This is a genomic window from Gallibacterium faecale, from assembly GCF_027920745.1.
Lineage (GTDB): Bacteria > Pseudomonadota > Gammaproteobacteria > Enterobacterales > Pasteurellaceae > Gallibacterium > Gallibacterium faecale.
On record NZ_JAQIBB010000056.1, the window covers coordinates 15,093 to 29,523 of the forward strand.

At 42.7% G+C, this 14,431-nt stretch carries 17 protein-coding genes; all 17 read left to right on the forward strand.

Features of this window, described 5'->3' with window-relative positions; genetic code table 11:
- Positions 1-3: 3 nt before the first annotated feature.
- Positions 4-930 carry a Mu-like prophage major head subunit gpT family protein gene (locus PF272_RS05760; RefSeq protein WP_271141992.1) on the forward strand — a complete coding sequence of 309 codons (927 nt, stop codon included), beginning with the start codon at positions 4-6 and terminating at the stop codon, positions 928-930.
- Positions 931-940: 10 nt separating this feature from the next.
- The gene (locus tag PF272_RS05765; protein WP_271141993.1) at positions 941-1,267 is read left to right on the forward strand and encodes a hypothetical protein; all 327 of its coding nucleotides are present in this window, start codon (positions 941-943) and stop codon (positions 1,265-1,267) included.
- A gap of 5 nt (positions 1,268-1,272) precedes the next feature.
- Positions 1,273-1,695, forward strand: coding sequence for a gp436 family protein (locus PF272_RS05770; protein ID WP_271142009.1), 423 nt, complete (start codon positions 1,273-1,275; stop codon positions 1,693-1,695).
- Positions 1,679-2,320, forward strand: a complete 642-nt coding sequence (locus PF272_RS05775; protein WP_271141994.1) for a phage protein Gp37 — start codon at positions 1,679-1,681, stop codon at positions 2,318-2,320. The genes PF272_RS05770 and PF272_RS05775 overlap by 17 nt, the downstream gene beginning before the upstream one ends.
- A complete protein-coding gene (locus PF272_RS05780; protein ID WP_271141995.1) occupies positions 2,317-2,499 on the forward strand; it encodes a DUF2635 domain-containing protein in 183 nt (60 codons plus the stop codon). Before PF272_RS05775 ends, PF272_RS05780 begins: the two co-directional genes overlap by 4 nt.
- Positions 2,492-3,904, forward strand: coding sequence for a phage tail sheath subtilisin-like domain-containing protein (locus PF272_RS05785; RefSeq protein ID WP_271141996.1), 1,413 nt, complete (start codon positions 2,492-2,494; stop codon positions 3,902-3,904). The genes PF272_RS05780 and PF272_RS05785 overlap by 8 nt, the downstream gene beginning before the upstream one ends.
- A gap of 12 nt (positions 3,905-3,916) precedes the next feature.
- Positions 3,917-4,291, forward strand: coding sequence for a phage tail protein (locus tag PF272_RS05790; RefSeq protein WP_271141997.1), 375 nt, complete (start codon positions 3,917-3,919; stop codon positions 4,289-4,291).
- Positions 4,291-4,635 carry a hypothetical protein gene (locus tag PF272_RS05795; protein WP_271141998.1) on the forward strand — a complete coding sequence of 115 codons (345 nt, stop codon included), beginning with the start codon at positions 4,291-4,293 and terminating at the stop codon, positions 4,633-4,635. Before PF272_RS05790 ends, PF272_RS05795 begins: the two co-directional genes overlap by 1 nt.
- Before the next feature lie 11 nt (positions 4,636-4,646).
- Entirely contained in the window at positions 4,647-4,850 is a 204-nt protein-coding gene (locus PF272_RS05800; protein ID WP_271141999.1) for a hypothetical protein, read from the forward strand.
- A gap of 47 nt (positions 4,851-4,897) precedes the next feature.
- Positions 4,898-7,459: a phage tail tape measure protein gene (locus PF272_RS05805; RefSeq protein ID WP_271142000.1), complete on the forward strand. Its 2,562-nt coding sequence runs from the start codon at positions 4,898-4,900 to the stop codon at positions 7,457-7,459.
- Positions 7,460-7,462: 3 nt separating this feature from the next.
- Entirely contained in the window at positions 7,463-8,929 is a 1,467-nt protein-coding gene (locus PF272_RS05810) for a DNA circularization protein (RefSeq protein WP_271142001.1), read from the forward strand.
- Positions 8,913-10,037: a phage baseplate assembly protein gene (locus PF272_RS05815; RefSeq protein WP_271142002.1), complete on the forward strand. Its 1,125-nt coding sequence runs from the start codon at positions 8,913-8,915 to the stop codon at positions 10,035-10,037. Before PF272_RS05810 ends, PF272_RS05815 begins: the two co-directional genes overlap by 17 nt.
- Complete coding sequence (locus PF272_RS05820) at positions 10,034-10,564, forward strand: phage baseplate assembly protein V (RefSeq protein WP_271142003.1); 531 nt, start codon at positions 10,034-10,036, stop codon at positions 10,562-10,564. Before PF272_RS05815 ends, PF272_RS05820 begins: the two co-directional genes overlap by 4 nt.
- A 77-nt stretch (positions 10,565-10,641) precedes the next feature.
- Positions 10,642-10,992 (forward strand): phage GP46 family protein, encoded by a 351-nt coding sequence (locus tag PF272_RS05825; protein ID WP_271142004.1) that lies wholly within the window; start codon positions 10,642-10,644, stop codon positions 10,990-10,992.
- A gap of 22 nt (positions 10,993-11,014) precedes the next feature.
- Positions 11,015-12,082 (forward strand): baseplate J/gp47 family protein, encoded by a 1,068-nt coding sequence (locus PF272_RS05830; RefSeq protein WP_271142005.1) that lies wholly within the window; start codon positions 11,015-11,017, stop codon positions 12,080-12,082.
- Positions 12,075-12,653, forward strand: coding sequence for a YmfQ family protein (locus tag PF272_RS05835; protein WP_271142006.1), 579 nt, complete (start codon positions 12,075-12,077; stop codon positions 12,651-12,653). The genes PF272_RS05830 and PF272_RS05835 overlap by 8 nt, the downstream gene beginning before the upstream one ends.
- Before the next feature lie 15 nt (positions 12,654-12,668).
- Positions 12,669-14,431: pyocin knob domain-containing protein (locus tag PF272_RS05840; protein WP_271142007.1), on the forward strand; the 1,763-nt coding region annotated here is incomplete at its 3' end.

The following is a 14,431-nucleotide window of genomic DNA, read 5'->3' on the forward strand; positions in this document are numbered from 1 at the left end:
GCTATGGCTATCGAGTTTAAAAAATCGGAAATTTTAAAAAGTTTAGATACCCAATTTCGTGCGGAATTTAGTAAAGGGATTGCCCATATTGCACCGCAATACACAAAATTGGCGATGACCGTGCCGTCAAATACGGCAACTAATACGTACGGCTTTATGCGTGCGTTTCCGCAACTGATTGAGTGGGTCGGTAAACGTACCATCAAAAATATGTCAGCCGTCGGTATGACGCTTGAAAACAAAAAATATGAAGCAACGGTTGGTGTGCCACGCGAGGCGATTGAAGATGACCAGCTTGGACTATTTCGTAACATGATGGCACAAGCCGGACAGTCCGCAGGTGAACTTCCAGACAGCTTGTTGTTTAAGTTGTTGCTGGCTGGTGAAAGTACCTTGTGCTACGACGGACAAAACTATTTTGATACCGACCACCCGTATTACCAAGATGTGGACGGCACTAATCCAGGTACCGCACAAAGCAATATCACCACAGGGTCTGATACTGGTGCGAAATCGTGGTATGTGTTTGATACCAATAACGTGATTAAACCATTTATCTTCCAGGAGCGTACCAAACCTGAATTTGAGGGAAAGTTTGACCCGTCTAAGTCTGACACAGTCTTTATGGAGGACGTCTATCTTTGGGGTGTGCGTTACCGTTGTAATGTCGGTTTTGGCTTTTGGCAGCTTGCTCACAAAGCCAAACAGCTCAACCTTACCGCAGAAAATGTGATGGCTATCCTGACTAAAATGACCACGCTCAAAGCAGACGGCGGTACGTTTATCAATGTGCGTCCAACCACATTAGTTGTCCCGCCAAGCCTTGAAAAGGCGGCATTAGACATTTGCAAAGCGGATGTCATTAACGGTACTACAAACGTGCTTAAAGGACGCTTAGACGTGATGGTCTCCCCGTACATCATTGAATAAGGAGTGAAAAATGGCAAAACGAACCAACAAAACACCTGATGCCGTCAACGATGAAGTAATGCAAGAGGATATCAATCAAACCGAAGAAAATACGGTGGATAATGCCTCAACAAAAGAGATCGAAAAAGATGGGCAAGATGCTATCAATAGCAATGTCTTTGAGCCAGTTGCCATCGAAGTGTTGCTACGTGCAAATCATCCGCAAGAGAGTTACGGACGCATTGGGCGTCGGTTTAACAAAGATACGCCTGTTGTGATTGAGTTAAAGGACTTGAGTGGCGAAGATGTCTTTGCGCTTGAACAAGATGTTTGGCTTGAAACAAGATATATCGGGTAATGACGATGTATGCCACAGCAGATGACTTTGTCTTACGCATTGGTGAACAGCAAGCGATTGAATTAACCGACCGTGACCGTACGGGTGAGATTAACCAGCAAGTGCTTGCTATTGCGTTGTCTGATAGCAGTAGTCAGATGGATGGCTACTTACTTGGGCGCTATACCCTACCGCTGGCTAGTATCCCAGATAACTTAGTTCGCATTTGCTGTGATATTGCTCGTTATCGTTTGGTCAGTATGTCTGAGGTAACGACAACCGACGAGATTATCGAGCGTTATAAGCTCTCACTTAAAGAGTTAGAGCAAATTGCGAGCGGTAAAATCTCACTTGGGATTGCCTCTAACGAGACTCAGGCGGAAGACAGCGTTGGTGTCATCTTTAGTAATCCAGGTAACAGGATATTTAGTCGTGATAACTCAAATTGAGCAAGCATTAATTAATCGGCTAGTGCGTGGGTTGGGGAAATTGATTTATCGAGTAGATAGCTATCACGGTGAGTTAGACGATGCCACGATTGATGTTCGTCGTTTACCGGCTGTGTTAGTGACGTATGGTGGCTCACGGATTAAGCGTGCTAGTGTCTCCGCTCGCGGACATCGTCATAAAAGTACAGATACGTTTGTTGCGATTGTGATGGTGCGGTCATTACGCAGTAATCAAGCCGCACGGCAAGGTGGAGTGGCGAAATTTGAGGTCGGCGCAAATCAACTGGTTTATGCGGTGTTGCGATTACTCACAAATCAAACGCTGGATAATTTAGTTGAGCCGATAAAGCCGGTTGCGGTGCGGACGCTCTTTAACCACTTGGAATTGCAAAAAGAGCGATTAACGGCATACGCCGTCGAATTTGAGGTTTGTTACTCAATTCAACCGCCACTTGAAGATGGCGAATATCCCACACCGACTGATGACCCGACACACCCGGATTACTTGTTTAATGCGTATAACGGCGAATTAACGCCACCGCATTATCTGGAACGGATTACTGGCGTGATTACTGACCCAGAAGCAACAACAGGGTTTGATATTAAAACGGAGACGAAAGAATGAAAGTAAAAGCCAAAAATGGCATTAAAGTGCCAAAAGAAAATAGTCCATTTAGCTACATTGAGCAAGAGCCGGTCGAAATTGAGGCAACGCTCTACTACCAACGTCGTATTGCTGATGGCGATTTAATTGTGGTGGCGGAAACCACTCGCACAACACGTAAAGAGGTGACAAATGGCTAAAATCGAATTTGACAATATCCCGACATCATTACGTAAACCGGGTGTTTATACGGAATATAACTCACGTAATGCTGTAACAACGCTCCCGACAAACGAGTCAGAAGTGTTAATTATTGCACCAATGACGACTGAGAGTGTCACCAATTTTACGTTGCCACAGCGTATTTACTCGGACAAAGAGGCTGAAGCGTTATTTGGTGCAGGTAGCTGGGCACATTTAATGGCACGCATTGCAATCCGTAATAACAATCTCCTTAACTTATCTGTGATGGGGTTAAAAGACCACAGTGCAGGTGTGGCAGCAACTGCAACATTAACGTTTGCGGGAACAGTCACGATGACGGGCGTGGTAACCGCTAAAATTGGTGGTGTGGATTATCAAGTCCGAGCGGATAAAACCGAAACTGAGGTTGCCGTAGCAAATCGATTAATGGCAGTGATTAACAGCACAACAGACTGTCCAGTAAAGGCAACGCTCAATGAAAAAGTGCTGACATTGACCGCAAAATGTAAGGGAGAAATCGGTAATGAATTGACATTAGCGACTCAAGTAACCGCAGAGGGCTTAACGATTACCTCCACTGCCTTTGATAGTGGAGCAACCAATGCCGAACTGGCACCTGCGTTAGCAAGTATCGCAGGGACGCATTATCAGATTATTGTCTCACCGTTTACCGATGACAAAAATGCCAAAGCACTCAAAGAGCATTTAGTCAGTGTGTCATCACCGACGGAGGATAAACCGGGTATTGGTGTGATGGGCTGGCGCGGTACGATGGCGGCGGGAACCACGTTTACTGAAAAACTCAATAGTGAACGTATCACGGTGGGATGGTATAAAGGGTCGATTGAAGCTAACGCACTGATTGCAGCAGGCTATGCGGCTATCATTGCGAAAGAAGAAGACCCAGCACGCCCACTTAATACGCTGGAAATTTTAGGCTTAACGGAAGTCGATGCGACGCAAACCCCGTTATTAACTGAAGTTAATCAAGCATTGTTCCACGGTTTAACCCCAATTACGGTGGTTAATCACACCGTGCAAATTATGCGTGCGTTAACCACGTATATGCGTAATCCGACTGGTGAAGATGATATTGCGTATCTGGATTTAACCACGATTCGCTCGCTTGATTATGTGCGTAAGTCCATTCAACAACGGATTCGCTTGCGTTTCCCACGCGAGAAACTTTTGAAGCGAACCGAAATGGCAGTACGTTCTGAAATTTTGGATGTGTTGCGTTTGCTCGAAGAGCTGGAAGTGGTAGAAAACGTCCAGAAAAACAAAGACAAGCTGTTAGTACAACGTAATATACAAGATCCAAATCGCTTAGATACGGCAATTCCGTCTGATGTAGTCAACGGATTACACGTAGTAGCGAACCGTATTGACTTAATCCTATAAGCGAGGTGAGACATGGAAAAGTATGCTGGTAGTGCTGTCCTTGAAGTGGACGGCAAAGAAATTGAAATTGTAGAGCTCTCGGTCACGAAAAATCCGGGACGTAAACTAGTTAAAGCGATGAATTCAAAAGGGCGAGCGAGAGGGTATGCGCAAGGGATTGCAACATGGGAGTTATCATTGACTGCGGTGAATCCATTAGATGATACCCTTGATATTGATTGGTGGGCAATCGATAACGCTAAAGTCACAGTGTATCCACTTGGTCACAATGATCAACGTACTTCTTATGTAGAGTGTTTTGTCACTGAAGTTGGCGAAAAATACACCGTAGATAACGAAGAAGTTATTGATATTAAGATGTCCGCGTTAGATGAGGTCAAAGAGTAATGAAAAAGTTATTACTTGGTATTACTTATCAGAACCACGTGCATTATCACTTTGATGTCTTCCCGCTAACATTAGCGGGAGAATGCCAAGCGATGGAGGTTATCGAAAATTTAGGCTTGCATGATATTGAGACGCTCAGCTATCAACAACAACGCCTTGTTGAGCTAGCTTATCTTGCACAACAAATGACGATTGAGGGTATCCCTCGCGATGTTTTAACCCCAGAGTTTTTATTTAATGCACTCAGTACAGATGATTATGTGTTGATTAATGAAAAAATTGCCGAAATGCGAAAAAAGCGTATCGACGCTGGGGCAAACCAAGCGAGCAACAGCGACGATTAAAGCGACGCTATGTGTTACGTGATGCAGTAAAAAATTATCAACTTATCACGGTGTTACTTGCAAAAATGGGCTTTACAGCAGCACAAGTGGCACAAATGAGTGCGATTGAAGCGCAAAGTTGGTTAGCTGTTTATTTGGAAAGTCAAGGGATTAAACCAGCAACGCAAAACGGCAATACAACACATTACATTATTCAACGTAAAAAGAGGGCGTAAGCCCTTTTTTTATAGGATTTAAACGACGTTTAAAAAGGGTTTAAAAAATGGCAAATATGAAGCTCGGCATTGAGATTACCGCACAAGATAACGCCAGTAAAGTCGTCAAGACGGTCGGTGATAATGTAGCAAAAACGACCAAAGCCACCGAACAGCAGACCGTGAAGTCGGGCAAAAAAATGGAAGACGGCTATCTTAAAGCGGCGAGGACATTTGAGCAAAGCTATAACCAACGCAAGCAAGCCTACCGCACGATGGAGTCATATGGATTACGCTCAGAACGGGCGATACAAGCTGAAATCAACCGTACGCGAGAATCTTATAACCGATTACGTAATAGTGGCGTGATGTCAAGTCGTGAGCTTGCCAGAGCCACTGAAGCACATCGCCGCAAAATTGCTGAATTAAATGCCGAAATGGGTAAAACCTCGTTTGGGCAAAAGATGGGGGCTGTGGGACGTACAGTAATGGGCGTTGGGGCTGGTCTAGCTGTGGGTGTAAGTATGGCAGCGCGCCCGATAAAAGATACAGCTGATTATCAACGTGAATTAGCCTATCTTGCTAATACGGCTTATGCCGACCGTGATATTACTGGACGGCAACAAGGGATGGATAATATCCACGCAGCGATTAAAGATAGCCTGAAATACGGTGGTACAAAAGAAACTGCCATGGAAGCATTGAATGAGATAGTGTCTAAAGGCAAAGTGAGCGTAGATGATGCTTTAAAGTTATTACCTACTGTACAACAAAATGCTATGGCAACGGGAGCAAGTAGCTTAGATATTGCACAACTTGTTAATGCTGGACTTAACTATGGTATTAATCCAGAACAAATCCAAGATTTTATTGATTATGCTAACGCATCAGGTAAAGCAGGTGGGTTTGAGTTACGAGACATGGCGCAATATGCACCGCAAATTTTTTCTGCAGCAAAAGGGGCTGGGATTGAAGGTATGGACGGTGCAAAAGAAATTTTTAAATACTTACAACAAGTCTATAACGTTTCTGGCGGTAGTGCAGAAACTGCAACAAATACGATTAACTTTTTAAAGAAGCTCAACTCGCAAGATACTATTAATCGGGCTGAAAAAATTGAGTATGTTGATCCAAAAGATGGTAAGAAGAAAGGGATTGATTTAATTGGGTCGATGAAAAATTACATGGCGTCAGGGCAAAATACCGTTGAAGCCTTTTTGTCGATTGTTGATCAGGTCTTAGCTAACGATAAAGAGTATCAAAAATTAAAACAAGCCGTTGATAAGGCAAAGGATAAAGATGCGAAAAAAGCAGCTTTGGAGCGTATTGCAGGCTATGTTGAAGGGTCGAAAATTGGTGAACTAGTGCCAGACCAACAGGCTTGGATGGGGTTATATGGTATCCGCTCACAAACACAAACTGCGAAAAATATTGATGATAGCTATCTTACCGCAAAAGGTGGAACAGCAATAGATGGGCAATTAATCCTCAATCAAGCCGCGACAAAATTTGAAATTGCCTCAAATGCAGCGGAAATGAGCAAATATGAGGCGTTTAAGAATACAACAGATTTTACAGGAGATGTGGCTCAAAAATTAGCAGATTATGCGTCAGCTTATCCGGGGTTAACGAATGCGTTAGTTGGAGCAGCCGAGAGTATCAAAATTCTGGGGTCTGCTGCCTTTGCTGCTGCTGGCTCTTTAGCAGTTTTGGATTTACTAAAAGGTAAAGGCGGTGGATTGGGTAGTGTTTTGGGTCGTACAACGACCACTGTGGGAACGGCTGCAGCCACTACAACCGGCAATGCTATCACACGTGCTGGTACGGGGTTACTCTCAAAAGCCAGAGGATTGGTCAGTGTACCGGCATTAACACTTACCGGATTGGCGATAGCTGCTGACAATGCGCCAAGTTATTTTGCGCAAAAAGAAGCCAAAGATGAGCAACAAGCTGACAGTAAAAAGCAATTTTATCAAGCCGTCACCCAGCAAACAGCCGCAAAAACCGATTATTGGGCTGGTTATCAACCGCCAAAGCTGACAACCACCCAACAAGCACAAAAAACACAAAATGCGATGGCATTAGCGTATGGTGGTGCGGCAATGGCGTTAGATAATGAAGTTGCAGTAGAACGTGTGAAGCAAGGCACACTCAGTGAAGCAGACTATCAAGCAAGAATTAATCGTAATGCAAACCGGATTGAGCAATGGCGAAATACCACGACTGATACGCCTTACCAGGGATTAAAAAATATTGATATGCATCAAGCAGGGAATCCTTTACAACACGCGGTGCGAACACAACAAATTAGTCATACTGATAATTCGGTACAGCAAAGTGTGCCAACTAAGCAAATGGCGAATGTTGAAAAGATATATCAAGGGCTAAAAAACATTGATATGCGCCAAGCTGGTAATCCTTTACAACAAGTAACTCGAAGTAATCAAGCTGAAAAATTTGATTTAGCAAGCGAAGTACAATCAATGGGGCAAACGTTGTCAGAGACACTTAAGCGGATATTAGATAATCAAAGTTATACGCTTAAAAATCTGATTACGGTTGAGTTAGACGGACGACAAATTGCCGAAGCCGTCTCAGAAAAACAATATCAACATTTTGTGAGGGGGTAAGCAATGGGTTGGACTGTACCGATTCGCCAGGCGAGTTTCCGTGGCGTGAAATTTGATGTGATTACGGTTGACGATAGCTTTGAGCGAGATACTGTTGAGCATGCTTATCCGTATGTGAATGGTGCGGATATTGAAGATTTAGGGCTCACACCACGCACTGTCACGTTTGAAGCAATCTTTAATGGACCGGGTTATTTAACTGATGTCAAACGACTGCTCGCTGCATTACAAAAACCGGGTGCAGATACACTGACACACCCTATATTTGGGCGAATGCAAAATATGATTTGTCGCTCAATGTCATTACGCCATGATGCTGATTATATCAATTATGCGTCTGTGGGTTTAACGTTTGTCGAGACGACACCCGCAAAGCCAATATTTTTATTTGAGTTTTCGATTTTCGGCAAAATTGACGCACTGTTATCCATGTTAGAGGACTTTGTTGATGATATTTTGGATTTTTATGCCGCAATGATGGAGGTCGTGAGCTTTGCTTTTAATGTTAAAGACCGATTACTCGGTGCGTGGGGCGGTATCTATTCTATTGTTGATGCTGTTAGTCAGTTAATTGATGATATGAGTTTAGACTTACCCACTCTCGTCACACAGACAACATTTCAATCTCAATCATCAAGAGTCGTAGCTAAACTTGCAAATGAGTTAGATTATGCAATTAAAACTCGTGCCGGTATAAATGACATGATTGATGATGATATTGTTACACAAACAAAAAATGATGTAACGTCACGTACAAATATAACACAAACAAAATACAATGCTAGACAACGTAATACATATACAACAAGTAGTACGAAACATAATACAGCTACAACTGGATTATTATATAACCAAGATCGCTTTAATGATGCATTAAATCTTGTGCGCCAATTACAGCAAGTTGCTGATGATATTGTAACGGGTAAAAATGACAGTTATGCGCGTGAACAAACACGTATCAAATCACGTGTTACAGCACTCAGCAAAGAAGATGTAAAAGAAATAGACTGTGCAATTAAACTCATTAGTACCACAACACTTGCACATTTAACTGCACAACTTATTGCAGACGAGATTGATAATTTATTACCTGCAGAAATCGAATATATGATCACAACAATACGTACATTGCTTCAAGATTGTATTAATACAGTTAGGACATTGCAGAAAGAGAAACAAAATTATCAAACTTTAAATGACAAAGAAACTGCACGTTATACCAGTGCTTATCGAGTGATTGAGCAATTACGTCAGATATCCCGCGATCTCACTGCTTTGGCAATTAATGCGATTAATCAAAAACCGCCGATAATTATTCGCGAAGCACCTATAACCGGAACATTGCAACAAATTGCACACGCCTTTTATCAAGACTATACGCGTACTGACGATCTATTGCGTCTTAATCCACAGATTATTAACCCGAATTTCATAGAAAAAGGAGCGTTAATTAATGGCTACACAGTATAACTATCCCTACGACAATGACATTGTCGTTGAAATTGACGGTAAAGCACACAGTAACTGGAAAAGCTATGACATTGACAGCGATTTTTTAATCCCCGCCGATGCGTTTAACTTTGATATCGGTACGCCAGCGAATCATACTGTGTTACCCGATTTGTCGGGTAAAGAGGTACGGGTAAAAATTAATGGGCAAATCGTACTCACAGGGATTGTCGATGCAACACAACATCAAATCAGCAAAAATAGTCGGACATTTAGCTTAAATGGGCGAGATAGAGCGTCAATTTTAGTCGATTGCTCTGCCCCGACCACAAATGTGAAAGGATTGACGGTACTAGACGCGATAAAAAAAATTGTGGCGCCTCTTGGGATTAAAAAGATTGAGTTGCGAGCAAAAGACAATAACCCCGTGATTGATAAAATTGATATTGAGCCGAGCGAGACAGCATGGAGTGCGGCTTTGCGGTGTGCAAATTTTGCCGGATTACATCTGTGGTTTGATCCAAACGGCACGTTAATCGTTGGTGGCCCAGATTACCGCAGTCCGCCTGTGGCGACATTATGTTGCCAAAAAGACGGCTGGCGTAATAATTTTGAGCAAGCCCAGCTTACGTATGATATTTCGCAGTCGTTTAGCGAGGTCACGTTTTTAGCACAAAAGCACGGACGTAGCCATGATGACAATAAAAACAACTTAAAGTGGGTATGGCAAGATAAAAGCGTCAAATTTTATCGTCCAAAAACCGTCGTGATACACGATGCTGAAGACTTGGAGTTATTAAAAAAGCACGCGAAAAAATATCTCTCGGATGCCGCACTGAATGCGTTTACGCTGACGATTATTGTCCCTGACCATAAAACCGAAAGTGGTGTATTGTGGCAACCAGGACAACGTGTGCACGTCATTTGTGAAGAATACGATATTGATGCCATCTTTTTTATTATGGGGCGGCGCTTTACGCTATCTCGCTCACAAGGGACACAAACTGAACTACGACTAAAACAAGATGGTATCTGGATACCCGATGCGTTCCGCGAACACTCAAAACGCGCGCGCAAACGTAAAGGGAAAAAAGCAAAAGAATTGATTCAACTAAGACCAAGCTCATGAAACTAATAAGACAACAAATTGGACAGATGATTGATAATGCTGGTAATGCGATTCGACAAGTGTTTCGAGGTAAAATTAATCTTACAAAGTCAGCAGATAAAATCCAAAAAGTGCAGGTCTCGGCATTAGCGGATGAAACGTTACAAGATGTCGAATTAATGCAGCAATTTGGCTTTACTTCACACCCACCATCGGGGACAGAGGCGTTAATAATCCCGATAGGGGGCAAAACCTCGCATAGCGTGGTGGTCGCAACGGAAAACGGACAATTTCGCGTGAAAGCCTTAAAAACAGGTGAGGTTGCTATCTATGATCAAAGTGGCTCATCGATTGTATTAAAGCAAGGTAAAGTGATTGATATTAACTGCACTACGCTCAATATCACCGCACCGACCATTAACATTAAAGGCAATATCACACAAAAAGGCTCTATCACAAATAACGGCGATGTGACCTCAAGTGGCGTGTCATTGGTCGGTCATACTCACACGGGTGACAGTGGTGGTACAACCAGTCCACCAAATTGATTAATTCCATTTCTTAAAAGCGTGGTGCTGAACCCCAGCACCACGTTTTTTTTTATCTACTCTCTATCATTAACAACATGGACAGAGAGATCAGCCCGCTTACCGGGGACTACACATTATCACAGACAGATACACTGCAAAATGCTGTGTATATCAGGCTTACAACTCCTTTAGGCTCTTGGTGGGCAGATGGGCGTGTAGGCTCCCTGCTCCATTTAATTCAGCGAGAGAAAGATAAAGAACGCGTTGGCTTACTCGCTCAACAATATGCCGAAGAAGCCTTGCAGCCGTTAATTGATGACGGTCGCGCTCAAGCTATCACAGTAGATTACGTACAGCCACACAACGGCACCTTGCAACTTTTAATTAGTGTGACAGATGCACGTGGCAAAACGTACGAATTTAAACATCCCGTAAAAGTAATTTAAACCCATTTTAAAGGACATTTAAATGTATCTCGTACCGACACTTGATGAGATTAGACAACAGATATTACGTGACTATCAAAGTATCAATCCAACGATTGATATTAGTGTTGATTCGGATACTTTTGCGCGCGCAAGTAGTTTGGCGGCTGTTGCAGAAGGCTTATACGCACATCAAAAATGGCTTATCAAACAATTTTTTCCTGATTCATCTGACACGGAATACCTCGAAAAGCACGCAGGTTTACGTGGATTACGACGTAAAAATGCGACCTATGCCGACGGACAAGCAACAGTAACAGGGCTGACTGGTGCCGTTATTGCAGCAGAGATACAGATTAAAACTGACGATAACCGTTTTTACCAGACAACTCAAGCCGTCACGATTGGCGAGTCTGGTACTGCGGTAGTCAATATTAAATCGTTAGCGATGGGTAGCCAACAAAATGTCAATAAAGCAACTGCAGCGAGCTTTATGTCTGCGCCGACAGGTGTCCAATCTGATGTCGTGATTACAAAAGTGACGGGTGGCACAGATGCAGAAACGGATGCGTCATTACTTGCACGCCTACTCGAGTTAATCCGCCGTCCACCAGCGGGTGGCAATAAATACGACTACAAAAACTGGGCATTAGAAGTAGATGGCGTAGATGCGGCTTATGTCTATCCGCTGCGGAGAGGATTGGGTACTGTTGATATTGCGATTACAAGCAATAACGCATTACCGAGTGATGACACCGTAACCCGTTGCCAAAACTATATTGATATTGTACGTCCCGTTACTGCGGTCGAATCAAGAGTCGTAAAACCCGATGTGACACAAATTAATTTTGACATCAAAGTCAAAGTCGATGGACTGACTTTACCGGCAATTACTGCAACGATTAATAGCGGATTAACTGCTTATTTTGACACGTTACGACCAGGAGACGACTTAATTGTATCGCAACTTGAAGCGATTGTGAGTGATATTGTCGGCGTGGTTGACCGCCGGTTTACTACACCGACGGCAAATCGAAAAGCAGATGTCATTAATAAAATTGAGTGGTTTCGGCTCGGCAATGTGACAGTGACGGAGTTGCTTAATGAGTAAGTATCAATCTGTTTTAGCTCACCTCTATCCTCCCGTTAGCTACAACATTAATGGCGAGCAATTTACCGCACAGTGCGCAGTGGATGGACAAGCATTTGACTGCTTACAAGCAAGTGCTGAAGCAATTCTCAATGTCATTGAACCTGTGACCTCTAATAATCTATTAGCAGATTGGGAGCGATTGTGTGGTATTACAACAGACGTCTCAAAGACTTACAGCGAGCGTGTTAAACGCGTTATTATTCAGCTCAACACCATTGGAGGCTTATCAATACCGTACTTTTTGCGACTCGCTGAAAGTATCGGCTACACCATCCAAATCAAAGAGTTTTCACCGTTAAAAAATGATTTACCAAATGCAGGTGATATTCCGATTCAAAACTCGCCAACAGAACGTTTGATTTTTATGTGGCGTGTTACGGTGATTAACGGTGATGACAACATTATTTATTTTCGCGCTGGACAATCATTGGCGGGCGACCGTTTGGTCGATTTCGGAGACCCGATTATTGAAGAATTTTTTGAAGATTTAAAACCCGCTCACACTTACTGCTACTTTGCATATCAATAATTTAGGAGAGAGTAAATGAAAGATTTAATGCCTGTCATAATATCAAGTGATGGTCGATTTCACGATGGTAATCCAGCAACGGGTGAACTAGGTACAAGAGTTACAGCACAATATCTAAACAATGTACAAGATCACATACGAGATGTTGAAGCAGAGTTAAAATATGTATTGTCAAAAGCAGGACTTAATCCCAATGATGATAAAACAACTCAAGTCTATGATGCCATCATTGCGATTATTAACGCTAACCGTCGTAGCGCAAGCACAACAAGCAAAGGAGAGGTGCAGCTCACTGATAGTATTAATATGGCATCTAGTGTGTTTGGTGCGAGTGCTCTTGCAGTTAAAACCGCTTATGACAAAGGCGTCGAAGCGTTGAACCTCGCCAATAGCAAGCAATCACCAGCTACTACTCTTGCCGGATACAGAATTAAGGATTTTGTTGTTAGACATATCGGTACTGATGAAAACCTTAACGATATAAGAACAGCGGGTATCTACACACAAAGTAATTCCACACGAGCAACACTAGATAAAAACTATCCAGAGACTCAAGGAGGGTCATTAGAGGTGATTAATCCAGGAGGTCTTTTACAACGATACACGTGCTTGCACGATAATCACGTTTATTTACGCAAAAAATACAATGTAGGAAATACCGAATCTTGGACGCAGTGGAGAAGAATAGATGCCATAGATAAGCTAGATTTATATACTGGCGGCACAGTAAACGGTGATGTAACAATTAGCGTCGGTAATAAGCTGTACGCTCATAAAATCTCATCAACATCAAACGGTGCAGACTTTCTTGATTATTATTCAGATAGAGGGCATGTATTTTATAACGCAAATAACATCAAAATAGCCACACTATCAAACAGTAAACTCGGCGTTGTGGGTGACTTAAACATAAACAACAATATGTTGATGTTCAGTGATGGCATGGCAGCGGGTGATGTTAGTTCGGCTAAAGACTCAAAAAATGCAGATGGTATCTGGGCTGACGACATAGATAACATATTCCATTTTCAGTTCGACTCACCGTATAAAACCGACGGTGGCAGAGGAAAAGCGATATTAAAAGCAGAAGATTTTCATACTGGAAAAGGCAATACACTTAATAATGTTGCAAAAAAAGCAGTTGACGCATATACACGTGCAGAAACAGCAGAACGTACGGCAAACGCCAAGCAGTCTCCTGCTACAACTTTAGATGGATACGGCATTAAAGATGGGGCATTGGCTAAAGGTCTCACCACCGAAAATTTAAATGCCGTTACTATAGTTGGTCTGTACGGGCAAAAAGAAAATGTCAATGCCACAAGTGGCAGAAACTATCCCTATACAGAAGCAGGAGCATTGCAGGTTATAGGCTCAGCTTTTGGTGTAATGCAAATTTACACGACTTGGAAGAAAAATTATGTCTTTGTGCGTAATCAAAGGCCTGATGGGTGGAGTGATTGGGTAAGGATTGATGGTTTAGATAGACTCCCACTAACAGGCGGTATATTACTTGGTAATTTGGGTATCAAAAGTAGTAATTGGTCTAGAGTCGAGCTATTTAACGATGCCAATAAGCGCTTAGTCATGGAGACAGTACCTGATACTGCTAGCAGTATTGGTACTATCATATATCGCGATGCAAGTAACAGTAATGAGGCTGTCATTAGTATCCCACGTAAAAATGGCACTATGGCATTAATTGAGGATATCGTTAATACAGTTAAATCGTCTGTTAGCCGTAGTAATAAATCCCGTACTAATACATTCCCGCTGGG

Bases quoted from the DNA above. Each gene is read 5' to 3' on its own strand.
- PF272_RS05815 (WP_271142002.1), top strand. From the start codon at position 8,913: ATGGCTACACAGTATAACTATCCCTACGACAATGACATTGTCGTTGAA.
- PF272_RS05805 (WP_271142000.1), top strand. From the start codon at position 4,898: ATGGCAAATATGAAGCTCGGCATTGAGATTACCGCACAAGATAACGCC.
- PF272_RS05830 (WP_271142005.1), top strand. From the start codon at position 11,015: ATGTATCTCGTACCGACACTTGATGAGATTAGACAACAGATATTACGT.
- PF272_RS05825 (WP_271142004.1), top strand. From the start codon at position 10,642: ATGGACAGAGAGATCAGCCCGCTTACCGGGGACTACACATTATCACAG.
- PF272_RS05770 (WP_271142009.1), top strand. From the start codon at position 1,273: ATGTATGCCACAGCAGATGACTTTGTCTTACGCATTGGTGAACAGCAA.
- PF272_RS05780 (WP_271141995.1), top strand. From the start codon at position 2,317: ATGAAAGTAAAAGCCAAAAATGGCATTAAAGTGCCAAAAGAAAATAGT.
- PF272_RS05795 (WP_271141998.1), top strand. From the start codon at position 4,291: ATGAAAAAGTTATTACTTGGTATTACTTATCAGAACCACGTGCATTAT.
- PF272_RS05760 (WP_271141992.1), top strand. From the start codon at position 4: ATGGCTATCGAGTTTAAAAAATCGGAAATTTTAAAAAGTTTAGATACC.
- PF272_RS05785 (WP_271141996.1), top strand. From the start codon at position 2,492: ATGGCTAAAATCGAATTTGACAATATCCCGACATCATTACGTAAACCG.
- PF272_RS05810 (WP_271142001.1), top strand. From the start codon at position 7,463: ATGGGTTGGACTGTACCGATTCGCCAGGCGAGTTTCCGTGGCGTGAAA.
- PF272_RS05820 (WP_271142003.1), top strand. From the start codon at position 10,034: ATGAAACTAATAAGACAACAAATTGGACAGATGATTGATAATGCTGGT.
- PF272_RS05835 (WP_271142006.1), top strand. From the start codon at position 12,075: ATGAGTAAGTATCAATCTGTTTTAGCTCACCTCTATCCTCCCGTTAGC.
- PF272_RS05765 (WP_271141993.1), top strand. From the start codon at position 941: ATGGCAAAACGAACCAACAAAACACCTGATGCCGTCAACGATGAAGTA.
- PF272_RS05790 (WP_271141997.1), top strand. From the start codon at position 3,917: ATGGAAAAGTATGCTGGTAGTGCTGTCCTTGAAGTGGACGGCAAAGAA.